The 24,042-nt window shown below is 36.1% G+C and carries 21 protein-coding genes, 1 pseudogene and 1 other annotated feature; of the genes and pseudogenes, 8 read left to right on the forward strand and 14 right to left on the reverse strand.

The window, feature by feature from the left end:
• Window positions 1–12 precede the first annotated feature (12 nt).
• Genes lsrB through RBB48_RS16980 form a run of 4 tightly spaced genes read right to left on the reverse strand, consistent with a single transcriptional unit; the run spans window position 13 to window position 4,470 of the window.
• The gene (lsrB, locus tag RBB48_RS16965; RefSeq protein WP_087984658.1) at window positions 13–1,056 is read right to left on the reverse strand and encodes an autoinducer 2 ABC transporter substrate-binding protein LsrB; all 1,044 of its coding nucleotides are present in this window, start codon (window positions 1,054–1,056) and stop codon (window positions 13–15) included.
• The gene (locus tag RBB48_RS16970; RefSeq protein WP_141542743.1) at window positions 1,053–2,042 is read right to left on the reverse strand and encodes an ABC transporter permease subunit; all 990 of its coding nucleotides are present in this window, start codon (window positions 2,040–2,042) and stop codon (window positions 1,053–1,055) included. The genes lsrB and RBB48_RS16970 overlap by 4 nt, the downstream gene beginning before the upstream one ends.
• Complete coding sequence (locus tag RBB48_RS16975) at window positions 2,039–2,992, reverse strand: ABC transporter permease subunit (RefSeq protein ID WP_306007872.1); 954 nt, start codon at window positions 2,990–2,992, stop codon at window positions 2,039–2,041. Before RBB48_RS16975 ends, RBB48_RS16970 begins: the two co-directional genes overlap by 4 nt.
• Window positions 2,989–4,470: a sugar ABC transporter ATP-binding protein gene (locus RBB48_RS16980; RefSeq protein WP_097890221.1), complete on the reverse strand. Its 1,482-nt coding sequence runs from the start codon at window positions 4,468–4,470 to the stop codon at window positions 2,989–2,991. Before RBB48_RS16980 ends, RBB48_RS16975 begins: the two co-directional genes overlap by 4 nt.
• 197 nt (window positions 4,471–4,667) lie before the next feature.
• Here RBB48_RS16980 and RBB48_RS16985 point away from each other — a divergent pair, with 197 nt between their 5' ends.
• From RBB48_RS16985 to lsrF, 4 genes are read left to right on the forward strand one after another with little or no spacing between them, the layout of a single operon-like run.
• Window positions 4,668–5,600, forward strand: a complete 933-nt coding sequence (locus RBB48_RS16985; protein ID WP_087984656.1) for a sugar-binding transcriptional regulator — start codon at window positions 4,668–4,670, stop codon at window positions 5,598–5,600.
• Entirely contained in the window at window positions 5,600–7,162 is a 1,563-nt protein-coding gene (gene lsrK, locus RBB48_RS16990) for an autoinducer-2 kinase (protein WP_142291763.1), read from the forward strand. Before RBB48_RS16985 ends, lsrK begins: the two co-directional genes overlap by 1 nt.
• A gap of 26 nt (window positions 7,163–7,188) precedes the next feature.
• A complete protein-coding gene (locus tag RBB48_RS16995) occupies window positions 7,189–7,551 on the forward strand; it encodes a cupin domain-containing protein (protein ID WP_088609161.1) in 363 nt (120 codons plus the stop codon).
• A 6-nt stretch (window positions 7,552–7,557) separates the two neighbouring features.
• Window positions 7,558–8,340: a 3-hydroxy-5-phosphonooxypentane-2,4-dione thiolase gene (gene lsrF / locus RBB48_RS17000; protein ID WP_088063794.1), complete on the forward strand. Its 783-nt coding sequence runs from the start codon at window positions 7,558–7,560 to the stop codon at window positions 8,338–8,340.
• A gap of 138 nt (window positions 8,341–8,478) precedes the next feature.
• Here lsrF and RBB48_RS17005 read toward each other — a convergent pair whose 3' ends face one another.
• Complete coding sequence (locus RBB48_RS17005; RefSeq protein WP_088063795.1) at window positions 8,479–8,982, reverse strand: GNAT family N-acetyltransferase; 504 nt, start codon at window positions 8,980–8,982, stop codon at window positions 8,479–8,481.
• A gap of 244 nt (window positions 8,983–9,226) precedes the next feature.
• Between RBB48_RS17005 and RBB48_RS17010 the strand changes: the two genes are divergently transcribed.
• Complete coding sequence (locus RBB48_RS17010; RefSeq protein WP_141542741.1) at window positions 9,227–9,829, forward strand: chorismate mutase; 603 nt, start codon at window positions 9,227–9,229, stop codon at window positions 9,827–9,829.
• Between the two features lie 143 nt (window positions 9,830–9,972).
• Here RBB48_RS17010 and RBB48_RS17015 read toward each other — a convergent pair.
• The 5 genes and pseudogenes from RBB48_RS17015 to RBB48_RS17035 all read right to left on the reverse strand — a co-directional run bounded on the left by RBB48_RS17015 (window position 9,973) and on the right by RBB48_RS17035 (window position 14,155).
• Window positions 9,973–10,358 (reverse strand): annotated as a pseudogene (locus RBB48_RS17015) (VOC family protein).
• Between the two features lie 204 nt (window positions 10,359–10,562).
• Window positions 10,563–11,267 (reverse strand): nucleotidyltransferase domain-containing protein, encoded by a 705-nt coding sequence (locus tag RBB48_RS17020; protein ID WP_097890224.1) that lies wholly within the window; start codon window positions 11,265–11,267, stop codon window positions 10,563–10,565.
• A 148-nt stretch (window positions 11,268–11,415) separates the two neighbouring features.
• Entirely contained in the window at window positions 11,416–11,742 is a 327-nt protein-coding gene (hmoA, locus tag RBB48_RS17025) for a heme-degrading monooxygenase HmoA (protein ID WP_088609164.1), read from the reverse strand.
• Between the two features lie 97 nt (window positions 11,743–11,839).
• Window positions 11,840–13,054: an MFS transporter gene (locus tag RBB48_RS17030; protein WP_097890346.1), complete on the reverse strand. Its 1,215-nt coding sequence runs from the start codon at window positions 13,052–13,054 to the stop codon at window positions 11,840–11,842.
• A gap of 57 nt (window positions 13,055–13,111) precedes the next feature.
• Window positions 13,112–14,155 carry an ArsR/SmtB family transcription factor gene (locus RBB48_RS17035; protein ID WP_306007873.1) on the reverse strand — a complete coding sequence of 348 codons (1,044 nt, stop codon included), beginning with the start codon at window positions 14,153–14,155 and terminating at the stop codon, window positions 13,112–13,114.
• 163 nt (window positions 14,156–14,318) lie between these two features.
• Here RBB48_RS17035 and RBB48_RS17040 point away from each other — a divergent pair, with 163 nt between their 5' ends.
• Window positions 14,319–15,512, forward strand: a complete 1,194-nt coding sequence (locus RBB48_RS17040) for a nucleoside transporter C-terminal domain-containing protein (RefSeq protein WP_088609167.1) — start codon at window positions 14,319–14,321, stop codon at window positions 15,510–15,512.
• Window positions 15,513–15,561: 49 nt separating this feature from the next.
• Here RBB48_RS17040 and RBB48_RS17045 read toward each other — a convergent pair whose 3' ends face one another.
• Entirely contained in the window at window positions 15,562–16,809 is a 1,248-nt protein-coding gene (locus tag RBB48_RS17045; protein ID WP_306007874.1) for a glutamate-5-semialdehyde dehydrogenase, read from the reverse strand.
• Between the two features lie 31 nt (window positions 16,810–16,840).
• On the reverse strand, window positions 16,841–17,944 hold the full coding sequence (gene proB, locus RBB48_RS17050; RefSeq protein ID WP_088063803.1) for a glutamate 5-kinase: 1,104 nt from the start codon (window positions 17,942–17,944) through the stop codon (window positions 16,841–16,843).
• Window positions 17,945–18,088: 144 nt separating this feature from the next.
• Window positions 18,089–18,299, reverse strand: a binding site (T-box leader).
• Window positions 18,300–18,638: 339 nt separating this feature from the next.
• On the opposite strand from proB, the gene proC reads away from it, so the two are divergent.
• On the forward strand, window positions 18,639–19,457 hold the full coding sequence (gene proC / locus RBB48_RS17055; protein WP_088609169.1) for a pyrroline-5-carboxylate reductase: 819 nt from the start codon (window positions 18,639–18,641) through the stop codon (window positions 19,455–19,457).
• A gap of 191 nt (window positions 19,458–19,648) precedes the next feature.
• On the opposite strand, the gene RBB48_RS17060 is transcribed toward proC, so the two are convergent.
• The gene (locus RBB48_RS17060; protein ID WP_088609170.1) at window positions 19,649–21,289 is read right to left on the reverse strand and encodes a M20/M25/M40 family metallo-hydrolase; all 1,641 of its coding nucleotides are present in this window, start codon (window positions 21,287–21,289) and stop codon (window positions 19,649–19,651) included.
• A 76-nt stretch (window positions 21,290–21,365) separates the two neighbouring features.
• A complete protein-coding gene (locus RBB48_RS17065; protein ID WP_000250770.1) occupies window positions 21,366–22,115 on the reverse strand; it encodes an IclR family transcriptional regulator in 750 nt (249 codons plus the stop codon).
• Window positions 22,116–22,385: 270 nt separating this feature from the next.
• Between RBB48_RS17065 and RBB48_RS17070 the strand changes: the two genes are divergently transcribed.
• Entirely contained in the window at window positions 22,386–23,810 is a 1,425-nt protein-coding gene (locus tag RBB48_RS17070; RefSeq protein WP_088063805.1) for an amino acid permease, read from the forward strand.
• Window positions 23,811–24,042: the final 232 nt, after the last annotated feature.

The following is a 24,042-nucleotide window of genomic DNA, read 5'->3' on the forward strand; positions in this document are numbered from 1 at the left end:
GTTTTTTTGTTACTAAAAATTATATTTATCAATATTCTCTTTCGTAAATACAACCCGCTCTGGTAATACTATAATTCCATTTCCTTCTGCTTCATAATCATAACCTTGGATGGAGTTTGGCTCTACTTTCACTTTTCCGATTCCTTTTACTTCGAAACTATCCCCTACTTTTAACTTCTTCCCTTTTACTACTATTTCATTTGCTACATACGTTGCGAGTGCACCTTGTTGTTTTACATCCCATAATCCAAATTGTTGTACTGTTCCACGTTTTACGTAATCACGCATAACGTTTGGTGTGGAAAAACCAGTTACGACTACTTTTTTATCCATTTTTAAGTTTTCAGCTGCTTGTGCCATCGCTGGTAGTGCCGTTGCATCCGGGCAAATGACTGCATTAATATCTGGATATGTTTTTAAAATGTTCTCTCCTACAGATAAAGATTTTTGCGCATTATTTTCACCATACTGCGTCGTTACAATTTCCCAGCTTGGATATTTCTTTTTAATAATTTCTTTCGCTTTCGTTACCCATTGGTTTTGATCCGTTACTGTTGGGCTAGAATAAAAGAAAGCTACTTTTCCTTTATCTCCAATTTGTTTGGAAGTCATTTCAATTAATAAATTAGCAAGTTGATCTGGTGTTCCTTGGCTTATATAAAATGATCGGTCTTTCGGATTCACATCAGAATCCCACGTTAAAACAGTCATTCCTTTTTTCTTAGCTCGTTGCAATGATTGCGATAGACCATCTACTGAAGTAGATGAGACCATAAGTGCATCATAGTTTTGATTAATAAAGTTGTTTATATATTTCACTTGCCCTGATACGCTTGCTTCAGACGGTCCATCATATTTCACATGTACGCCTAACTTATCTCCCATCTCTTTTGCTCCTTCACCGCCCGATGTAAAGAAGCCAACTCCAGTTAATTTCGGAATGAATGCAAATTTCACATCATCTGCCCTTTTCTTATCTGCCGTTTGACTAGAGCAAGCGATTAAACCGATTAAACAAATGCATACAATGAATACAATCCCCAGTTTTCTCTTCATGACATTTCCCCCTTATGCAAGTTCTTTCTTTTCCATGGTGTGAATTGATGTAATTTGAAATGTCTCATAATAACTGAAAGAATAAGAATAATACCAATAACTACGTTAGATTGTTCATTTGTTAAACCCGTCATTTGCAAGCCATACTGCATTAACCCAATAAAAATACTCGCCAGTACAGTACCGATAATACTTCCTTTTCCCCCTGTAATAAGTGTCCCGCCTAATACGACTGCTGTAATGATTGGTAAAATCGTTTCACTTCCCATATCAGCACGTGCGGAGCTGAAATATGCAGTTAAGAAAGCGCCTCCTAATCCACCTCCTAACCCGGAAAGTATGTAAGCGATGATGACTACTTTTTTCGTTTTGATCCCAGTGTATTTTGCTGCATTTTCGTTTGCACCAGTTAATTTGACGTGGCGCCCATAAATAGTACGGTGAAACAATACAGTGCATAAAATCGTTAATATAATCAATAACCATAATAAATTCGGTATCCCTATAAAACTACCGTTTGCCAGTTGTACAAATGCGTCAGGCAAACCACCTATCCCTTCATATCCAGAAGCACCTGCCCCTCCTGAAATGACGAGTGCAATTCCGCCGTATAAAAACATTGTTCCGAGTGTAACGACAAGTGGCTCTACGTCTGTCATTTTTATAATGAATCCGTTTAAAGCTCCTGCTAAACAGCTGATTAAAAGAGCTAATATGACCGCTAGCAAAATAGGTATTCCATTCATCCAAAGTACACCAATTATAATCGAAGTTAACCCCATAATAGATCCTACAGAAACGTCAATTCCTCCTGTTACAATAACGAAAGTCATTGGTATCGCTGCGATTGCTATAAATAGAAAATCATTTGTACTAAAAAGGAGATTACTAATATTTAAGAAATCACTACTTATAAAACTAAAGAGAATGAATTCTATAAAAAGTAATACAATTAGAACACCTTCCCATCTGTACAAATACTTCATAGATTCATCCTCCTTTCCGCCTTCCACTTTTTCATAACACTATCTAATATAACGATTACTAATAATAAAAACCCTGAAATAGCATTATTCCAAAACGCAGGTATTTTTAAAAAGACAAGTGAACTACTAATCGCCTCTAAAAATACTGCTCCTAATGCAGCTCCAACTATAGAACCCGTTCCTCCTTTTAAATGAATTCCCCCTAGTACAGCAGCTGCGATAACCTGTAGTTCTATCCCGGTACCTGTTTGATTTGGTACGAACCCGATATTCATGACAAATATGCAACCAGCGAGAGCAGCGCTTATGCCAGATATAATAAACGCATATATCTTCACTTTATTAACTGGTATACCAATGAGTCTCGCGCCATCTTCATTATCACCTACCGCATAGAAGTATCTTCCGAATGGCACTTTCCTTAAAAAGAAGTATAGTAGTAGTAAAATAATAAGAACAACCCATACAATTATCGGCAAACCAAATATGACGATCGATGACAGTTGCTTAAAATTGTTTGGTATGTCTTCAATCCACTTTCCGCCTGTGAAAATTAACATCGCACCTCTAATGATCCCTAACATACCTAATGTCATAATAATAGCTGGTACCCGAAACTTCGCAACGCCAATCCCATTTATAAAACCGAGAATAGCGCCAAGTAAAATAGCAGCAAGTATGGACAAAAATGCATGATATCCATCCGTTAACAACATCCCGCAAACAGCTGCGCTTAATCCCATAATTGAACCGACTGATACGTCTATATTTTTCGTAAATAAGACGAACGATTGGCCAATTGCTAGCACAACTAAAATAACGCTTGATTTCATCATTAAAGATAACGCGTTAAGCTGAACGAAACTTGGATTTATCATTCCGACAATGGCAATGTAAATGAGTAATAATAGTATGATAGATGTTTCGTGCATTTTATACATACGTTTCATTCCGTTACACCTCCGTATGCAAGACGTGTAACTTCATCTACAGTCATATTTTGTTTCTCTAAATGAGAAACAAATTGTCCATTTCGCATTACATATACACGATTTACTAATTGAACGATTTCTTCAACATCGGAAGAGATTAATAATATTGCGAGTCCTTCCCTTTTCATTTTTTCTATCGTCTCATATACTTCAATCCTTGCTTTCGCATCAATTCCGCGAGTCGGTTCATCAAGAATAATAATTTTTGGATTACACGCAAGATATTTTGCAAGCACGACTTTTTGCTGATTACCTCCCGATAAAGATGCTAGAACTTCATCCATGCTTCGTACAACAATTCGAAACTGTTCTATATACGCCTTCAATAAAGCGCTTTCTTTTTCTTGGTTAATGAAAAATCGACTATTCTGATGTAAACTTGCTGCAGTCATATTTTCTTTAACCGATGCAATTGAGAAAATACCATTTCTTGCTCTATCCTCTGGCACATAAACTAATCCCTCGCTAAGTCTTTTATGCAAAGAGCATGAATCAATTGATTTTCCTTCTAATAAAATAGAACCTGATTTTATAGACTTCAATCCAAATATGGTTTCTGCTAATTCCGTTCTGCCTGATCCAACAATGCCAGCAATTCCTACAATCTCTCCAGCATGTACAGTAAATGATATATTTTCGAATGCGTGACTCGTTATATCAATTACTTCTAATATTTTTTTCGTTTCTTTTGTCTCTTGCACTATTTCTCTTTTCTCTTCTTGTTTATACCCTTTCGGCAATAACCCCTCCATTAGCATGTCATATGTATAGTCACATACATCACCTTGGCTTACAATCATTCCATCACGTAATATCGCTACTTTGTTGGCAATTTCAAAGATTTCTGGAAAGCGATGCGTAATATATATCATTCCAATTCCTTTTTCTTGTAAACTTTTCATCAGCACAAAAAGACTCTTTATTTCGTGAGTTGTTAATGTCGATGTTGGCTCATCTAAAATAAGAATCTCGGCTTGCCGTATTAATCCTCTAACGATTTCTACTAACTGTTGCTGCGCAATGGATAGTGATCCTCCTAATTCTTTAAGGTCAATATCCCATCTTAAACTGTCAATCAATTGCTGAATCTTTACTTTTAATTCCTTTTTCTTCCCTTTTAGTCCGATACATATATTTTCTTCAATGGTCATATGCGGAAAAATGAGTGGTTCTTGTGGTATTAAGTAAATCCCTTCTCGGTGTGCTTTTTCCGGATTTACAAACTGTTTCCTCATTCCTTTTACATACATTTCTCCACTATCATACGAATATAACCCCGTTAATATTTTCATTAATGTTGATTTTCCAGCACCATTTCCTCCAACTAAAGCGTATATATCGCCACGCTCTACTTGTAAGTTCACCTCTTTTAACACATGTTGATTTGAAAACGCCTTACTCATTTTCTTTACATGTAATAAAGGTACGTTCTCCACATGATGTCACCTGCCTTCATCCAGAACATTTTTTGAGAAAATGATTATTTGTTCTACTTGTTTTGTAGCATTGTATATTTCTTTTTTCATATCTAGAACACTTTTTTCATCAGACAATTAATCGTTTCAACTGGAATAAACAAAATACATGGCACATATGTTTAAGCAGTGGTCAATTGTTGAAAGGGATGACGCGTATGACACAGCTGAACTTTGAAGAGAATTTATTAACTAAAGTAGCTTGGTACTATTATAAAGACCAATTAACACAACAGGAAATTGCTTCACTTCTTCACATTTCAAGAAATAAAGTTGTCCGATTATTAGATAAGGCGCGCAGTGAAGGTATCGTTACATTTCACGTAAAAGGGACTGGTTTACACTGTTTAAGTATTGAGCGTGACCTAATGAAAAAATTCCATTTAAAAGATGCTTTCATTATCCCTACTCCAATAAACAATTATCACGCTTCTCTCGGAAAAGCTGCTGCACAGTATTTAGAAACTCAGCTCCAACAAGGCGATTTACTCGGCATTGGCTGGGGTGAAACGATTAGCAAAATGCTAGAAAACATTCATTTTGAAACTTCTATTAATCTTTCAATTGTAACGCTAACAGGCGGAGTAAATCACTATCTCCCGAGAAAACAAAACTATTTTCACTACATGCAAGGCGATTTTCACATTATCCCTACGCCGTTTCTAGCATCTACAACCGAAATGGCACAAAGTATTCTATCAGAACCGAGTGTAAAAGATATGCTTCATGTCGCTTCACTTGCTCATACAGCAGTTGTTGGCATTGGCGGGCTATCCCAAGACGCAACTATTGTAAAAGAAGAAAAATTAACACTACGTGAGATGACATATATTCGTAGTCAAAACGGTGCTGGCGATATTTTAGGGCAGTTTTATAATACGAATGGTGATTTATTAAAGCTCCCACATCATAATCGACTAATTGGTACGCCGCTCTCGATTCTGCGCAAAATGAAACATGTCGTTGGTGTTGCTGGAGGTATAGAAAAGATAGATGCAATTTATGGTGCCTTAAAAGGAAAGTTCATTCATACATTAATTACCGATGAGGAAACGGCCCTCTCCTTATTACGAAAGGATGGTGATTGTTAATGTCTCATTTATTAGCTTTTGATGCTGGTACAGGAAGCATTCGAGCTGTTCTTTTTGATTTACTAGGTAATCAAATTGCGGTCAGTCAAAAAGAATGGGTTCATAAAACGGATCCTTGTTATCCAGGCTCTATGAATTTTGATGTAAAAGAAAACTGGCAACTTGTACAACAATGCACGAAAGAAGTTTTACAAAGAAGTAATGTCTCGCCCTCTTCTATTCAAGCTATTAGCGCTACTAGTATGCGAGAAGGTTTTGTTTTATATGATAAAGATGGGCAAGAAATTTGGGCTTGTGCAAATGTTGATGGGCGCGCATCCGCCGAAGTTAGTGAACTAAAAGAAATTCGGTCACATCTTGAAGAAGAATTATATACAAGATCTGGTCAAACTTTTTCATTAGGTGCTTTACCCCGCCTACTTTGGATTAAAAAACATGAACCAGACGTCTATAATGCTATTCACTCTTTTACGATGTTAAACGATTGGATTTTATATAAATTAAGCGGCGTGCTGCAAATCGATCCATCAAATGGATGTACGTCCGGTATTTTTGACCTGCAAAATAGAGTATGGGATAACGATGTCGCTATCGAGTGCGGTTTAACGTTACCATTTTCAACAACAGTAAATGAAGCGGGTACAGTAATTGGCAACGTCACAAAAGAGTGTGCAGCATTAACTGGATTATGTGAAGGAATTCCTGTCGTCGCCGGGGGCGGAGATGCACAAATGGCCTCACTTGGAACAGGAGTCGTGAAACCTAATCAAACGTTAATATGCGGAGGTAGTTTTTGGCAACAAGAAGTCAATGTTACAGAACCAAAAACAGATCCACATGCTTCCATTCGGGTAAATTGTCACGTCGTACCTAACCTTTGGCAATATGAAACGATTGCCTTTTTCCCAGGCCTTGTTATGCGCTGGTTTCGAGACGCTTTTTGCCATGAGGAAAAGAAACTTGCTGACAAACTCGGTGTAGATGCTTATACATTATTAGAAGAACAAGCGAAAGACGTACCTGTTGGTTCACATGGCATTATCCCTACCTTTTCAAATGTTATGAACTACATTTCTTGGCGTCATGCCGCACCTTCTTTTTTAAATTTAAGTTTAGATGCAGACAAATGCGGAAAAAAAGAACTGTTCCGTGCTATTGAAGAAAATGCTGCCTTCGTTACACTTGGCAACTTAAAATTAATAGAAAATCTAACAGGGACATTCCCTTCTGAAGTCATTTTTGCTGGCGGTGCTGCTAAAGGAAAACTATGGCCACAAATTTTATCGGACGTCCTTGGTATTCCTGTAAAAGTACCTGTTGTGAAAGAAGCAGCTGCTTTAGGAACTGCGATTGCTGCTGGAGTTGGCGCTGGCATATATTCAGCTATGGAAGAAACTGCTGAACAGTTTGTACAGTGGGAGCACACATTTGAACCAGTTACTGAAAATCATGAACTATATAAAGAATTCTATGAAACATGGAAAACTGTGTATAACAGTCAACTCGCTTTAGCTGATAAAGGGCTCACCTCACATATGTGGATTGCGCCTGGTGCTCTGTAACACATTACATAAAGGAGTGAAAAAGTATGTTAAAAGCGAATGAAAATGACTTCTCCTATCGCTTCGGTGATAATGGGCCGAAATATTTAATACAAGGTCCGAATATTGATCTTGGCCTTGTTGTCATTCAGCCTGGGCAAGAGTTTCAAAATCACTACCATACGACGTGCGAGGAAGTCTTTTATGCATTAGAAGGTGAAATTGATTTCTATGTGAATAACGAAAAAGTTCCGATTAAACAAGGCGATGTATTGCAAGTTCGCCCTCATGAATCTCACTATCTTATTAACCATTCTGACAAACCTTTTAAAGCAGTTTTTATTAAGTCACCACATTTACCAAATAAAGATACGGTACAAACGGGAAATCCAACATTAACGAAGGAGTGATTTCTAATGACTTGGGGATTTAAAAATCGATTAAATACAATTTTGCCTGATGGAAGAGCGGTTATGTTAGCGATAGATCACGGCTACTTTTTAGGACCCATTCACGGGCTAGAACAGCCACTTGAAACAGTTAAAAACTTACTTCCTTACACAGATTCCCTCTTTTTAACTCGAGGTGTACTTAGCTCCTGTATTCCTGAAAACTGCAGCACACCGATGGTTATGCGTGTTTCAGGTGGAGCTACTGTCGTCGGTAAAGATTTAGCGAATGAAACAATTGTTACACCAGTAAAAGAAGCAGTAAAACAAAACGCAATTGGCGTCGGTGTTTCTGTTTTCGTCGGATCAGACTATGAAACACAAACTGTTTCAAATCTCGCAAATGTAGTTTCAGAAGCTCACGATTACGGTCTACCAGTACTCGGTATTACCGCTGTTGCGAAAGAATTACAAAAACGTGAAGCACGCTTTCTAGCACTCGCTTCCCGCGTATGTGTTGAAATGGGTGCTGACATTATTAAAACGTATTACTGCGAAGGATTCGAAAAAATCACCAGCACTTGCCCTGCCCCAGTTGTAATCGCTGGTGGTCCAAAACTCGATTCAATTGAAGACGCATTAAACATTACGTACAATGCACTGCAAGAAGGCGCAATCGGCGTAGATATGGGGCGAAACATATGGCAATCTGAACATCCTGCTGCGATGATTCAAGCGATTCATGGCATTGTGAAGAATAGATTGAATGTGAAAGAGGCACTCCAATTATTCGACGATGTAAAAAATTAAAATAAACGACAGACTATTACTCTTAAATATATACAAAATTAATATTTACTATAAAGAAAAACCTCTATGTTAGATTACTAAGTAACCTAGCATAGAGGTTTTCTTTTACATTTTTTTGTTCCGGATTTAGTCAGATTTCTACAGATCGCGTACGTTCCAAACAATCTCACCGCGCTCCCCCCACGTACTGTGATGCCGATGAAACCCTATCTTTTCTAATACCCGGAAAGACGCTGTATTCCAAGCACCTACAGTTGACCAAAGTCTTTGGCGCCCCGTAGCGATCGCGGCCTCAAGCACTGCTGATGCTGCCTCTGTCGCATAACCTTTTCGATGAGCACTTTGGAACAACTCATATGCAATCTCTGGCTCTTCAAGCGTGGAACGACCGATGATTAAACCACAGTATCCGATGAAATCCCCTTCTTCTCGCCTACGTATAGTAAGAAGAGAAATACCATTTTCAGTTGCTTTCTTGCGCATTTCGATAAGAGAGCTACGAACAGATTCAATGGTTGGCATGTCCACACCACGTTCACCAATTAATTGTCTCAGCCAGACTGCATCAGATTCCTCCCACATATTCAGATCGAGTCGTTCCGTTTTTAACTGGAACGCCATATCTTTAAAAACAGCTGTCATAGCGGTAACCTCCTATTGATTTCACTGTACTACTTATAATAGTTTCGTACTTTACCATATGGGAAACCTGCTTGATTCATACATTATTATTATTTTATGCATAAGTAATTCCTCTGCTAAATAGACCTTGTTATCAAACTTCATTTTAAGTCTACAATATTTGATTTATGAATGAGTTTAAATTTACATTTAAAAATGTATCGCACTTTCTTTTTTGTTAAAATAAAGAAAAGGAGGAATGATTATGAAACGAATGGGTTTTGAACGGCCTACTGATTATTACGATGAAAGGTTATATACTATCGATGAAAAAATTTGTGCCCTATTAAAAGAACGAAAAGAACTTTCAGATGGTGATCCAGGTTTTCCACATGATGAAGCCATTTATAAATGGGCAAAGCAATACGGATTCTATCCAGACTATTTAAATTCACTATTCTCTTCCATGATGGACGAAGGTGAATTTAAACCTCGCGTCGAACCAACTACATTCAAAAAACATTTACCTGTTTTTAAATCTTATGAACATGATGGTATCATGTATACCGTAACTTTTATTCGGCAATATGCAAATGCTAGTGTAGTTTATTTATATAGCGATTGGGATTCCACTGATAAAGTTTTTAATGAAAATAAGCCTCATAGTTTCTTCCAATTATCAATAGATGATACATATGACTGCTGGCCTGAAGGTGGTGGCGGTACTGATGGACATTTGAGTCATCATTTCGTTGTATCTCCTGCCCTTCCTGATAATTCGTCTGGAATTAGATTACGATTTAAAGAACTTAATATACCGTTTAGGAAAGATCAAGCTGTGATTGAATTTGAGATTCAGATAGATTAATAAAAAGGCTGTCTCACAAACCCTTTTCCTGACTAAAATTCGTTTATTTTTACTTTTATGTCCCTTAAAATAATTAAGCCCCTTTCCAAACTGGATAAGGGGTATAGTTACATCTTCATGCAATTACTATTGTAAATTTGTTATTAAATTTTCTTACCATCTTTATAGTCAAGGCAGGACACTTCAATTAACAATCCATTAAACATTGAAAAATAAAAACCGTAACTACTACCTCTCATTGCATACGGTTCCTTGTCTATTTCAATGCCACCAGCTACTAAACGATTATATGTTTGATCAACTTCACTTGAAGTATCCACTAAAAAACCAATATGAAAAGCTTCAGGGTACATAACTTCCTTATTTCCCTTAAATGCTTTTGGATCGCTTAGCACAAGTATAAATCCACTCTCATCACTACTAGTGCCTTCCCCTTTTGCTCCAAAAATTGAAAATCAAAAAATGTTTCAAAGAAATGTCTCGCTTCTGATAAATCATCAACACATAGATTCAAATGATTTAACTTCATTTACTCATCTCCTATTAAACAGAAGTTATATAGACTCATATCCATAACACCTAAATATGTAAAGCAAGATATTCAAGCGTTCCGTCTAAGACTATGCTTTATAGTCTAATACTTTTCTCTATAGCTTAGAACGCTTTTTTAATGCATGCAATTACATGAATCATTCGACATGAAATTTTAATTTACCTATATAAAATGGTCAAATTATTTACTTTTCAAATTGTGTAAAATCCACTCAATCAAGAAAATTGCTGAAGAGGTACGTTCTATTGTATCCCCTACAAATAGTTTATGAAGTAATGCCTCCAAATGAATTGGTTTATTAGGCAACACTTGTATATACCTTAAAACAGATCCCGCTGGCGGTGTAGGCTTGTTATTAATAGCCCATATCCCTTCTAACAATGTCCAAGTTGACGTATGAACAATGTATGAAGCTTTTAACTCATCATTTGCTTTTAAAGCAGACTGAATTTTAATGAGCGAACTATGCAACCAATAAGAAATGCCTTTCACTTTGTCACTAGAAACACGATAGTTTTCAAATTCATATGTAGCTATTTCCTTTAACTTTTTCAACTCGCCGCTTTTATCAAATAAAATTTCCCCTTCTAAAAATGAGTATAATTCCATCGGATTGTTTTTGAAGTTTTCTAGTATTTGATTAACGTCTGCATACTTATATTCAACTAAAATTTCTTCTCTCGTTTCAGAATGAAATTTCTTATTTTGTCCGTCTTCTAAAAGAACATAGAAGTCTAAATCCGAATCAGGATATGCATCACCTCTTGCGACAGATCCGATAAGCATACATCCAGTTATCTTATTTATAGATAAGATTTCAGCTACTATGGTTTGCACTAATTTTTTATGTTGTTCATGTTTAACAGATATTTGTGCTTCTAACATTTGTAACCTCCAAACATTTTTTTCACTTCATTTACCTCCATTTATAACGAAACAATAAAACATATATCACATCCATATTTTACTATAAGTCAAAAAAAGAGGATATTTGTTTATTAATAAACAAATATCCTCTACCTTTAATTATATTTTACGACTGCTGATAAGCCGCTTTCGATGATTTTACATAATAAACTGCGTGATCCACTTTAATGATATGATCTGGTTTTGGTTTACCACGACTCGCTCTATGTCCTGCTAGATGTTCTTCACTTGTTTCCCAGTTTTTCCATGCTTCTTCAGATTCCCAGCGAATCATAACGACAACTTCTTCGTCGCCGCGTCTTACTTTTTTCACAAGAACGCTTAGGTCGATGAAGCCTTCAAATTTTTCAATAATACCTTCTCCAGTGAAACGTTCTACAACTATATTTGATGTACCTTCTTTTACTGTAAATGTTTTCGTTTCGATAAACATATAATCCCACTCCCTCTTTGTAATACGAATACTAGTATTCTTCTATTATAGTTGATTATGATAATTATTTTCAATTAAAAAGTTATAATTATTTGAATTATGCTGATTTCTCTTCTATCGCCTCATCTAAAAATTTGAAATACGGAAGTAATATTCCTATTAAAGAAGTGGTACATATAATCGCACCGATGATAAAGTATAGTGCTCTCACTCCCCACATTTCACTCAGTATGCCTCCTAATAACACACCTAACGGCATAGCGGATCGTATGAAAAATAACCGCACTGAAAATACTTGCCCTATCATATTGTTTGGTACTGTTTGTTGGCTTATTGTCGTGTTATGAACATTGAAAAAGGCAATGCAAATGCCTGCAACAACTTCAATGAACACTGCAATTACTATACTATGATTGAATGCTAGAGAAATATATGTGAGTCCTCCTATAAACAATCCACCAAGCATAAGTATACGCCGGCTTTTATATGTTACTTTTCCGACTAGTATAGATCCAACTACATAGCCAAATGGGAATCCGGCCATAAAATAACCAAATTCCGCATACCCGGCTGACAGCTCGTCTTTTATATAAGGAAGATTTGTAACTAGCGTAACCCCAACTCCAAATTGCACGAAAGTAAGAAAAATACCGAGCCAAACGATAACTGGTTTTGTAAAAAAATATGTAAAACCGTGAAGAAACTGTTCTAACCACGTTTTCCGAATAGATTGTTTTGTTCTCTTTTCTTTTATATTAAGTAGTAATGCGCCACTAACAAATAGACAAATACATACGAAAGATAATGTAAGTTCTGTTCCAATCAAATGAATGATTACTCCGGCTAATACGGGCGCAAGAAACATCATAAGACGAGCCATTCCATCAATATACGCATTTGCGTCTTGAAGCTGTTCTTTACTTACAATACTCGGTGTAATTGCTTGACTTGCAGGTGTATACAGCGGCGTAATAAGCCCGATTATTATTTGTACGACATACACATGCCATACTTCTATACTGTTAGTAAGTAACATGACTAACGGCAGTAAGAAAACCGAAGCCCGCATCCATTGCGAAAAAATCATAATCCACTTCCGGCTCCATTTATCAATAAATGGGCCACTTATTAGTTGTAGTATAAGAGATGGGATAAAGTATAGTAGCCACATACTACTTAATGCTGTTTTTGATCCTGTTAATTCGTAAACAAGAATCGAATTACATAACGTTCCGAAAGCCCCGCCTAACTCTGAAATTGCACTGCCAATCCACATATAAAAGAACGAACGGTTTTTCAATACATTTTTCAATTTCACACACCAACTTTTCTACTAGATTCCTCCCTCTATGTGCATTCTAGTTGCATATTATCTATTTAAAAACGCATCTAATTCTTTCGCTAACGACTGTACTGCTTTCTTTCTCAATACATATTTCCCGTCATGTATATCTACTAACTTCGCTGCACGTAACAATTTCAAATGATGGTGTACAGTCGATTTACCGAGTTGCAGTCTTTCTGTAATTTCCTGCAAAGTCCGTTCTTGTTCGAACAACATTTTTACAATGCGTAACCTCGCTTCATCCCCAAGTGCCTTATGTTTTTGAACTAAAAAATAATTCGGTTCATATAGATCTTCAGGATGGATGCTTTCGTTTGCGACTGGGTAATGAAATACTTTCGTATCTTCAATATCCGCCTCAATGTTCCACGGTCTGTACGTCATTTGCGGGATAAGAAGTACATAATGAACACTTGGTTCTGGCATATAGTTCACACCGCCAGTCGCCCACTCGACAAACTCTTCTGGTTTCATCTTTTTATTCATTTCATTTTTCGCTTCATAATCTCTTTGTAATATAGAAAGTATTTGCTCCTCCTCTTTCTGAATAACACTCTCATACCACCCTGTCATAACGGCTACTAAATGGTCCTTTAGTTTTTGCACATCGATATTACATATAAAACGAAGATACGTAGAGAAAAACTGATGATCTTGTGTCAGCTCCTCTAGTTCATATATTGCAGTTACGTCTCCACTTGCTGCTAAATATCTTTTCTTTTCATACTTCTCGCCTAAAAACGGTAAGCATATATATTTCAAATCTACTTCTGAAAGCGAATCGATTTTAGCATAAAACTGTGCTAAGTCCTGAAAATCCTCTTTATACAACAACTGAAGTAACGCTTTCCACGTATTATGTTCTTCTACAAACTGTAAGTGCTCTCTCATTTCTTCTGTTAATGATTCCTTAATTTCTTCCCATTCATTTTGACTCTTTTCAAGGGTATCGATTAACCTTTTATGAGTGATTGCCGCAATGCCAAGTGCGCATTCGAAAAGTATCGAATACTTCACTCGAACATGGTAAGTTTCCCTCTTTCTACTCGTTATGTGATAGACCTCCATTTTATCCCCTCCCTGTTTACTATATATTAAATTCTATTTTTATCGAATTATACCTTCTATATTTTTAGAATTAATGAAATTTAAGTTGAAATACATTCATTCTAAATTAAGAAGAATAGGAGCTTTTTTATATACAAATAATAACTTTCAAGGAGTTGTTGACATGTATTTTATATTAAATATGTTAGGGATTTTCATTGTAATCTTAATCGTTTTCCTCTGTTCGCCTAATAAAAAACATATAAAATGGAGACCAATCGTTATTCTAATCATATTAGAGCTCTTTATTACGTGGTTTATGTTAGGTACGAAGCTCGGTAGTATTATCATTAATAAAATTGCGTCATTTTTCAGTTGGCTACTGTCATGCGCGAATGAAGGTATTCGGTTTGCCTTTCCTTCCGCTATGGAAAATCAAACAATTGATTTCTTCTTTAGCGCATTACTTCCTATCATTTTCGTTATCACCTTCTTTGATATTCTTTCGTACTTCGGAATCTTAACTTGGATTATTGATAAAGTAGGTGCAGTTATTTCAAAGATTTCTCGTTTACCAAAGTTAGAAAGCTTCTTTTCGATTCAAATGATGTTTTTAGGAAACACCGAAGCACTTGCGGTTGTTCGTGATCAGTTATCTGTTTTAAAAGATAATCGTTTATTAACTTTTGGAATTATGAGTATGAGTAGCGTTAGCGGCTCCATTCTTGGCGCTTATTTATCTATGGTTCCAGCAACATATATTTTCAGCGCAATCCCTTTAAACTGTATTAACGCATTAATTTTAGCCAATGTTTTAAATCCTGTAGAAATTACGAAAGAAGAAGATGTCATATATACACCTTCAAAAGATGAAAAAAAAGATTTCTTTTCTACTATTTCAAACAGTATGTTAGTCGGGATGAATATGGTTATCGTTATTTTAGCTATGGTAATTGGTTATGTGGCATTAACTGCATGTTTAAATGGAATTTTAGGCTTTTTCGTCACAGGTTTAACAATTCAAAAAATCTTCTCCATTATCTTTAGCCCCTTTGCTTTTTTACTCGGTTTATCGGGCAGTGATGCGATGTATGTAGCTGAATTAATGGGGATCAAAATAACGACGAATGAATTTGTTGCAATGATGGATTTAAAATCGAACCTAAAGTCTTTACAACCACATACAGTTGCAGTTGCAACTACATTTCTAGCTTCTTTTGCTAACTTTAGTACAGTAGGTATGATTTACGGAACTTACAATTCATTATTTGGCGGAGAAAAATCAGCCATAATCGGTAAAAATGTGTGGAAGCTTCTCGTTAGCGGGATGGCAGTTTCCTTATTAAGCGCTATGCTTGTTGGACTATTTGTATGGTAAATATTCTTTAAAATAAAAGACACCCAATCGAATTGAGTGTCTTTTATTATTATTTTCGAATCTGACCATTTCCACGAATCACATATTTTGTAGAAGTTAATGCAGGAAGTCCCATCGGTCCCCTTACGTGTAGTTTTTGTGTACTGATGCCAATTTCTGCGCCGAATCCGAATTCAGATCCATCAGTAAAACGAGTGGATGCATTATGATACAGTGCAGCCGCATCAACAGATGTGAAGAACTTATTGACGTTTTCCTCGTTTTCTGAAATAATCGCTTCGGAATGCATAGAACCATACGTATTTATGTGATGAATCGCTTCTTCTATAGAAGAAACTACTTTCACTGCCAGTGTGAGAGATAAAAATTCTGTTTCCCAGTCTTCTTCTGAAGCAAGTACAATTGAAGAATCAATAGCCAATGCTCTCTGATCACCGCGTAGCTCCACACCTTTTTCCTTCAAAGTTGAAAACAGCTCGCTACCAAATTGATGCGCCCACTTCTCATGAAGTACAATCGTTTCAATGGCATTACATACAGATGGACGCTGCGTTTTTGCATTTATAATAATATCAATTGCCATTTGCTTATCCGCTGTTTCATCAATGAAAATATGACAATTTCCCGCACCTGTTTCAAGTACTGGAACAGAAGCTTCTCTCACTACCGTATCAATTAATTGTTTGCCACCTCTTGGAATAAGAACGTCTAGGTAATCATTCATTGTAAACAACTGCTTTGCGCTATCCCGTGTTGTGTCTTCTATAAGCTGTACACTTTCTTCTGGCAAGCTTGTTTGTTTAAGCGCTCGGTGAATAACTTCAACAATAGCTTTGTTAGAATTAATAGCAGAAGAACTACCACGTAATATAACTGCGTTTCCTGTTTTCAAGCAAATCGTAGCAGCATCTACTGTTACATTTGGCCTTGCCTCATAAATCATCCCAACAACACCAAGTGGTACACGCATCTCCTGAATAGATAGTCCATTTGGTCGCTCCCATTCACTTACACGTTCTCCAACTGGATCACGTAATTCGATTAACTGCTTAATCCCCTCTGCCATATCAACAATTCGTTGTTCAGTTAGCATAAGTCGATCAATGAGAGAATCGGAAAATCCTTTCGCCTTACCTTCTTCAATATCCCGTTTGTTTTCCTTTAAAATATAGGCTGTTTCTACTATTAGCCTTTCAGCAATTGCAGCAAGTGCTTCGTTTTTTTGACTTGTAGATTTTAGTACAAGTTCTCTAGCAATTTCTTTCGCTTTTTTTCCCTTTGCCAACACTTCATTCATCTTCATTTCCTCCTTTTTAACATCACTATTCTTAAAGTGACACCCAATAATCTCTATGAATGACTTCATAATTATGCCTTTCGCCTCTTGCTTGAATATGTTGACTTTGCATACCTTTTATCTCTCTTAATTCCTCTGCGCTATATGTGCATTGTCCTTTTCCAATTACGCGCCCTTGTTGCGTCATTACTTCTACGACATCGCCAACTTGGAAAAATCCTGAAACATTTGTAACGCCAGCAGGAAGAAGACTCTTACCATGCTGAATGATAGCAGTAGCTGCTCCAGCGTCTACTTCAATTTGTCCGCTAACAAGCGAATGCAACGCGATCCATTGCTTGTTCATCTTCATCTCTTTTTGAGGGGCATTTCCCACATACGTACCATCACCTTTGCCCTTCAAAACATCTACAAACTTCTCTTGTCCACGTCCTGTTCCGATAAATACACTCACGCCAAGAGAAAGTGCTGTCTTCGCAGCATCAATTTTTGATTTCATACCGCCAGTCCCAAGTTTGGACCCAGCATCTCCTGCAAGAGAAGCAATCTCTTCCGTAACTTCAGGAAGGAAATAATATTTTTTCGCATCCGCATTTTTCTGTGGATTTTTGTCATATAAACCGTTCACATCCGTAAAAATCATAAGCATATCTGCCGAAACAAGTCCGCTTACTAAAGCTGACAGCATATCATTATCACCGAACGTTAGCTCCTCTAATGAGATGGAATCATTTTCATTAATGATTGGTAGAGCAGAACGGTTTAGTAACTCTCCTAAAGTAGCGTAAGCATTACTATATTGTTCTTTTCTAGAAAAATCACTTCTCGTCAGCAATAGTTGCGCTGTAACGATGCCATATTTACGAAATTCCTCCGTGTACGCCTGCATTAACAAACTTTGTCCAACAGCCGCAGCAGCCTGTTTTCCTTTAATTGTCACAGGTCTGGTAGGATATCCCAGAGCCGAAAAACCTGCAGCGACAGCCCCAGATGTAATTAACAAAACTTCATGCCCTTCCTCTTTCAATCGAGCCAATGCGGCAACGTGATCTGAAAGTTGTTCTTTAGAAATGCCTCCGTGACTATCTGCCAAGGAACTACTCCCAATCTTTACAACAATTCGTTGTTTTTTCATTTTTTTATCCCCCAAGTCTAAAATCAAAGTTTTTTATAAATTACACTTCTATTCATATAGCTTGCAGCGATTCTATTCTTTTCAATGCTGCGCCTAGCCTATTTAAGAGCAAAATAAAAATGACCGCTTCGCCCTTAATAAAATAAAAAGGACGAAACGGTCATTGTTCCGCGGTACCACCTTAATTGATATACATAGATATCCACTTGGCGCCTATAACGCAGGCGAACGCCTAAACTTTCATTTAAGACTCAGGGATAGGTTCGATATATTCTATACGAGGAATCTTTCAGCCGGTGAATTCCACTCTCTTTCGCAAGAAGACATATGTACTATTTCCCTTCAACGATTTTCGGTTTAATTTTTTATATTATGCGATATAATTTGATTTGGTGTCAAGAAGTATTTTTAAAAATAAATAGAGCGGTAAGTTACTTGTATGAAATTATTACAGTACTGAATGAAAATACAAATCGATATAAGTTTAACTCATATTCATCAACATAAAACCTAAAATTAAAGTGTATATATTTACATAATGTCGAATATAATTGATTTTTATCTTTTGGTGTTGCAAAAAGGAATATATTCTCTTAGAATGTTTCTTTATATTACATAAAGATGTTATTGTTATTTTAAGATAGCAATTTCAAAATGATATAATTTATTATAAAAGGAGCAAGATTGAGTTATTATGGATAAACAAATTGGATTTATCGGTTGCGGAAATATGGGAATGGCTATGATTGGTGGGATGCTACACAAAAATATAGTGTCTGCAAATAATATTATTTGTTCGGATTTAAACACTACGAATTTAAAAAATGCTAGTGAAAAATATGGGCTAACTACAACTACTGACAACAATGAAGTAGCTAAAAATGCTGATATTTTAATTTTATCAATTAAACCAGACCTATACACATCAATCATTAACGAAATAAAAGAAGTAATCAAAAACGATGTTATCATCGTAACGATCGCTGCCGGGAAAAGCATTAAAAGTACTGAAGAAGCTTTTGCTAAAAAATTAAAGGTTATAAGAGTAATGCCTAACACCCCTGCTCTTGTTGGAGAAGGAATGTCTGCATTATGCCCTAATGAAATGGTGACAGAAAAAGATTTAGAAGATGTGCTAAACATTTTCAATAGCTTTGGTCAAACAGAGATCGTAAGCGAAAAATTAATGAACGTTGTAACATCTGTAAGCGGTTCTTCACCAGCATACGTATATATGATTATAGAAGCGATGGCAGACGCCGCTGTACTTGATGGTATGCCACGCAATCAAGCATATAAATTCGCTGCTCAAGCTGTGTTAGGCTCTGCAAAAATGGTACTAGAAACAGGCATACATCCAGGTGAATTGAAAGATATGGTTTGTTCTCCTGGCGGAACAACGATAGAAGCTGTAGCAACATTAGAGGAAAAAGGATTACGAACTGCAATTATTTCAGCAATGCAGCGCTGTACACAAAAGTCTGTTGAACTATCTGGGCAAACGAAAAAGTAAAACTATAAAAGAGATCACGTTAGCTTTGAATTTAGTTAGAAAACGGTGGATTACATACTCTCTCGCTTGCACTAAATGATAAACGGACAAACTCATAGATACTTGAGTTTGTCCGTTTTTTTGATTATACTACAATAATTTCATTTGTATCTTCTTTTGAAATTTCAGTTTTATCCCTTCCTTATTCTCTACTATGATTGTGTAATTTTATTAGAAACTAATAATTTTTCAATGCATTTCGGTAACATATCTAATAGCGTTTCAAATGCGTAATTTACATCTAAACGTTCTGTCCATTGATGTGCATCTTTTCCTACCGGCCCCATATTTAATACCGGAACGTCAAACTCTTCTAGATCCTTAAGTGGAATCGAATAACCTTTATCCCATAATGGCATATTGTCTACAAGTGAACTCATTGAATCTAGTGGATTCTGTAAGCCCACATAGCTCAAATCTGAAATTCCCCCAAAATAGTTTTGGTTTTCAAATGTAATGTTATGATTGTAGTGAGCATACTTTTCCATTTCTGCAACTACATCTTTAATTAACGGATTGTTGCGTGAACTTACAGCTGGATAATATGGTGGAGCAAAGAAAAGTACAATCATCGGCGCCTTTTCTTTACATAAAATAGATAGTTTATCTACTAAATCAATTGTTACCGCACGATCATCTTTATCTTCTCTATTTTTTATTATATTAGATTGAATATCATCTATTTTCTCTTGCCCATGTTGTTCAATTGCATAAGCGATAAGCTCTTCATACGTTAATACATTTACTTTCATATTAGGCGGTATAAACGGATTATATTTAGAAAAACGATATGCTTGCTTCTCGTATGATTCTTCTATTTTCTCTGCTACTTTCGTTACTTTTTGACGTAACATTGAAACAACGTCTGTCATCGTTTTTTCCAGTAAAAACAAATTGAATAATGTGACTGCACGATGCGGAATTTGTACAGAATAATCCTCCTTTAAATCACGTTGAAGTAAGTTAGTTGGGGGAGGACTCGCTTCTCCTTCTACAACATCACAAAGGTCCGTATTCAATTCTAATTCAGCCGTTAATAAAGCAGCCATATAACTCCCATTTAAGCCTGCAAATGGTTCACCCACATGTGTTTCTTTACCATAGCAAAGAAATCCAGGTAACACTTTACCAATAGAACCAGTATAAATATACTTATTTTGGTCACCAGGATGTCGTGAAAACATAGGCTCTGAATTTAATACCGTTTTATAATCCAAGTTATGTTCTCTTGCTAACTCTAGTAGTCTTGGAACAGCAGCCCTCATCCCTACAGAGTTTACTTCTTCATCTGGAACAGCTAATAAAAGAACATTCCCGTCAAATCTTCCTTCACAGGCTTGCTCAATCATTGCCATTTGTAATGTGAGGCCGCATTTCATATCCATTGTTCCTCTGCCAAACAGCCAATCTCCTTGTTCTATATCTTCACGTACATGGTCTGGTAATTCATCTTTATGAGAATAAAACATAGATGTTAACTTTTTAGGATTAAATGCATCTTCTTTCCAAACTCCGTAATCTTGCACATCTACAACATCAAAGTGACTAACTAGAATTACGGTATTTTTTGTACTATCGCTTTTCTTTACTAGGGCTGTAACAAAATATCGTCCGTCCCCCGTCGGATTTTTTTGCAAATGATGTGGGTTTTCTTTGAAGTACTGTAAATCAGATAATTGTTCCACAACAAAGTCTGGCAATATCACTTCAGCTTCTGTACCTGTAATACTAGGAATTTCAACAAGACTGCTTAATAATTGAATCAATTGTTCTTTTGATTGCCACTTTGACATATAAATCCCCCTATTTTTTCCGCATTATGAAAATGAATTCCAGTATATGAATAAAAAATGACGACAGTTATCAAAATTATAGCTCTGATGTACTGCCGATTTTTATTGATATTTCATGAGCTGCTTGTTTTACCTTACTAATCAGAAAAGATAGTCGATCATCATTAATGCGGTGACTAATTAACCCAACACTTAATGCTCCTACTACTTTATGATTAAATCCGATAATAGGTGCAGCTACTGAAGCTGTCCCTTCTGTTTTTTCACCATAACTTACCGCATATCCTTCAGTTTTTATTTGCTTTATTTGATCTAAAAGAATGTGCTTTTGTTCTGGTAATGAAGAAAGTAAATGTTCTACAATATGTTCCATTTCATTCGTTTTCATATTGGCAAGCATCGTTTTATTTGCAGCACCAATTGAAAGTGGAATTTGTTCCCCTAAGTTATCAATAACTCGAATTTTTAAAGGGCTATCCATTCTTTCAATGATAATAGAATGTGTTCCATTTGGAATGTTCAAATAAACACTCTCTTCCACTTCAGAGGCTAACCGCTTCATCACTTCTCTTGCAACTGATCTGTAGTCTACCTTCTCCAATTGACGTAATCCTATTTCCATCCACATTGGCCCAATTTTGTACTGTTTCGTTTCTGAAATTTGCGTAACTAACCCATGCTCGATTAAAGAGTTAAGTAATCTATGTACTGTACTAACTGGGAGATGTGTTCTGTCCGCTATATCAGAAATTGCCCAATACTCTTTTTCATTAGTAGAATTTAACAACTTTATAATACTTATCGCTCTATCAATGGACTGCACCATAATAACTCACCTCAGCTTGACTTGTAATATGCTAGTTCGCTCAATTACCTATCAATTTAACAAAAATTTAAAATGAAATCAATCTATTTATTCAATTTTCTAAAAATAAAAATATACCACTGATAACAATTTGTAAGCGCGAACAAAAAAATATTGACTTTTCTTTTTAATTATCTGAAAATTATAACAAGATTTCACATCACGGAATACATTCCACAATACGGAAAAACATCAAACTTCATTCTATCAACTACGAAAGTGAGGAAAACAATGACGCAAGTAAGTAATACAAACAATGAATTAAAACGTACGATGAAAAGTAGACACTTATTCATGATTGCACTCGGTGGTGTGATTGGAACGGGATTATTTAACGGATCTGGTTTTATTATAAGTCAAGCTGGACCTGGTGGATCCGTACTTGCCTTTATGGCTGGTGGATTATTAATGTATTTCGTTATGCTTTGTCTTGGTGAACTTGCTGTAGCCATGCCTGTTTCAGGTTCTTTTCAGGAATATGCAACTAAGTTCATCAATCCTGCAACTGGCTTTACAATCGGATGGTTGTATTGGTTAAGCTGGGCGAATACGACCGGTCTTGAATTTACAACTGCCGGCATTACAATGCAGCGCTGGTTTCCTGATATTCCTGTTTGGGTTTGGTGTTTAATATTTGGCGTTACTATCTTCACTATTAACGCATTATCTGCTCGTAGTTATGCAGAAACAGAATTTTGGTTTTCAAGTATAAAAGTATCTGCCATTATAGCTTTTATTATCCTTGGCGGTGCCGCTATGTTCGGTTTTATTGACTTAAAAGGCGACGAACCAGCCCCGTTATTATCAAATTTCGTAAATCATGGCGGTTTATTCCCAAATGGACTTGCAGCTATTCTATTAACAATGGTTACAGTCAATTATTCCTTCCAAGGTACAGAACTTGTCGGAATCGCAGCAGGTGAAAGTGAAGATCCAGCAAAAACTTTACCTCGTTCTATTAGAAATATTATATGGCGCACGATGTTTTTCTTCGTCTTAGCAATCTTTGTTCTTGTTGCTTTAATTCCTTGGGAAGAAGCAGGATTAACAAAGAGCCCATTCGTTGCTGTATTTGATAATATCGGTATTCCATATGCAGCTGATATTATGAATTTTGTTATTCTTACTGCTGTTCTTTCTGTCGCAAACTCTGGACTGTACGCCGCAACTCGCATGCTTTGGTCATTATCAAAAAATGAAATGGCTCCGGCCTTTTTAAAAAAATTATCTTCACGAGGAATACCTTTAAACGCTTTAATTTTGACAATTTCTATTTCTGCTTTTTCTCTTTTAACAAGCGTTGTAGCTGCTGAAACAGTTTACTTATGGTTAATTTCCATTTCTGGCGTCATTACAATCATTGTTTGGATGTCAATTTGTGTCTCTCAATTCTTTTTCCGTAAACATTATTTAGCAGACGGTGGAAAATTAGAAGACTTAAAATTTAAAACTCCGCTTTATCCACTTGTACCAATTCTTGGTTTTGGATTGTATGGCATTATATTAATCAGTCTTATTTTTATCCCAGAACAACGACTTGGAATCTATTGCACTGTACCGTTTATCGTTTTTTGCTATACCTACTATCACTTTAAAGTTAAGAAAAGAATTGCTACTAACACTCATAGTGAAAGTAAAATTAGCGAGACTATGTAATACTATACTTATATATAAAAGACCGCACATGGCTTTCATTTCATATGCGGTCTTTTATCATTGGCATTTGTTCTATTCCCTTTTCATTCATTACCTCATACGATTCAGTGTTACTATATACCTTTACTTGGATTGCAAGTTCTTTGAAAAGTGATACCAATTTCCATAATGCGGTAAATACTACAATACTAATAATTGGATTTTTTCACTTTTAATACGTTATTGATTTTCT

The sequence above is a fragment of the Bacillus sp. MMSF_3353 genome (assembly GCF_030733445.1).
GTDB lineage: Bacteria > Bacillota > Bacilli > Bacillales > Bacillaceae_G > Bacillus_A > Bacillus_A wiedmannii.

Bases quoted from the DNA above. Each gene is read 5' to 3' on its own strand.
- lsrB (WP_087984658.1), bottom strand. From the start codon at position 1,056: ATGAAGAGAAAACTGGGGATTGTATTCATTGTATGCATTTGTTTAATC.
- RBB48_RS16970 (WP_141542743.1), bottom strand. From the start codon at position 2,042: ATGAAGTATTTGTACAGATGGGAAGGTGTTCTAATTGTATTACTTTTT.
- RBB48_RS16975 (WP_306007872.1), bottom strand. From the start codon at position 2,992: ATGAAACGTATGTATAAAATGCACGAAACATCTATCATACTATTATTA.
- RBB48_RS16985 (WP_087984656.1), top strand. From the start codon at position 4,668: ATGACACAGCTGAACTTTGAAGAGAATTTATTAACTAAAGTAGCTTGG.
- lsrK (WP_142291763.1), top strand. From the start codon at position 5,600: ATGTCTCATTTATTAGCTTTTGATGCTGGTACAGGAAGCATTCGAGCT.
- RBB48_RS16995 (WP_088609161.1), top strand. From the start codon at position 7,189: ATGTTAAAAGCGAATGAAAATGACTTCTCCTATCGCTTCGGTGATAAT.
- lsrF (WP_088063794.1), top strand. From the start codon at position 7,558: ATGACTTGGGGATTTAAAAATCGATTAAATACAATTTTGCCTGATGGA.
- RBB48_RS17005 (WP_088063795.1), bottom strand. From the start codon at position 8,982: ATGACAGCTGTTTTTAAAGATATGGCGTTCCAGTTAAAAACGGAACGA.
- RBB48_RS17010 (WP_141542741.1), top strand. From the start codon at position 9,227: ATGAAACGAATGGGTTTTGAACGGCCTACTGATTATTACGATGAAAGG.
- RBB48_RS17020 (WP_097890224.1), bottom strand. From the start codon at position 11,267: ATGTTAGAAGCACAAATATCTGTTAAACATGAACAACATAAAAAATTA.
- hmoA (WP_088609164.1), bottom strand. From the start codon at position 11,742: ATGTTTATCGAAACGAAAACATTTACAGTAAAAGAAGGTACATCAAAT.
- RBB48_RS17035 (WP_306007873.1), bottom strand. From the start codon at position 14,155: ATGGAGGTCTATCACATAACGAGTAGAAAGAGGGAAACTTACCATGTT.
- RBB48_RS17040 (WP_088609167.1), top strand. From the start codon at position 14,319: ATGTATTTTATATTAAATATGTTAGGGATTTTCATTGTAATCTTAATC.
- RBB48_RS17045 (WP_306007874.1), bottom strand. From the start codon at position 16,809: ATGAATGAAGTGTTGGCAAAGGGAAAAAAAGCGAAAGAAATTGCTAGA.
- proB (WP_088063803.1), bottom strand. From the start codon at position 17,944: ATGAAAAAACAACGAATTGTTGTAAAGATTGGGAGTAGTTCCTTGGCA.
- proC (WP_088609169.1), top strand. From the start codon at position 18,639: ATGGATAAACAAATTGGATTTATCGGTTGCGGAAATATGGGAATGGCT.
- RBB48_RS17060 (WP_088609170.1), bottom strand. From the start codon at position 21,289: ATGTCAAAGTGGCAATCAAAAGAACAATTGATTCAATTATTAAGCAGT.
- RBB48_RS17065 (WP_000250770.1), bottom strand. From the start codon at position 22,115: ATGGTGCAGTCCATTGATAGAGCGATAAGTATTATAAAGTTGTTAAAT.
- RBB48_RS17070 (WP_088063805.1), top strand. From the start codon at position 22,386: ATGACGCAAGTAAGTAATACAAACAATGAATTAAAACGTACGATGAAA.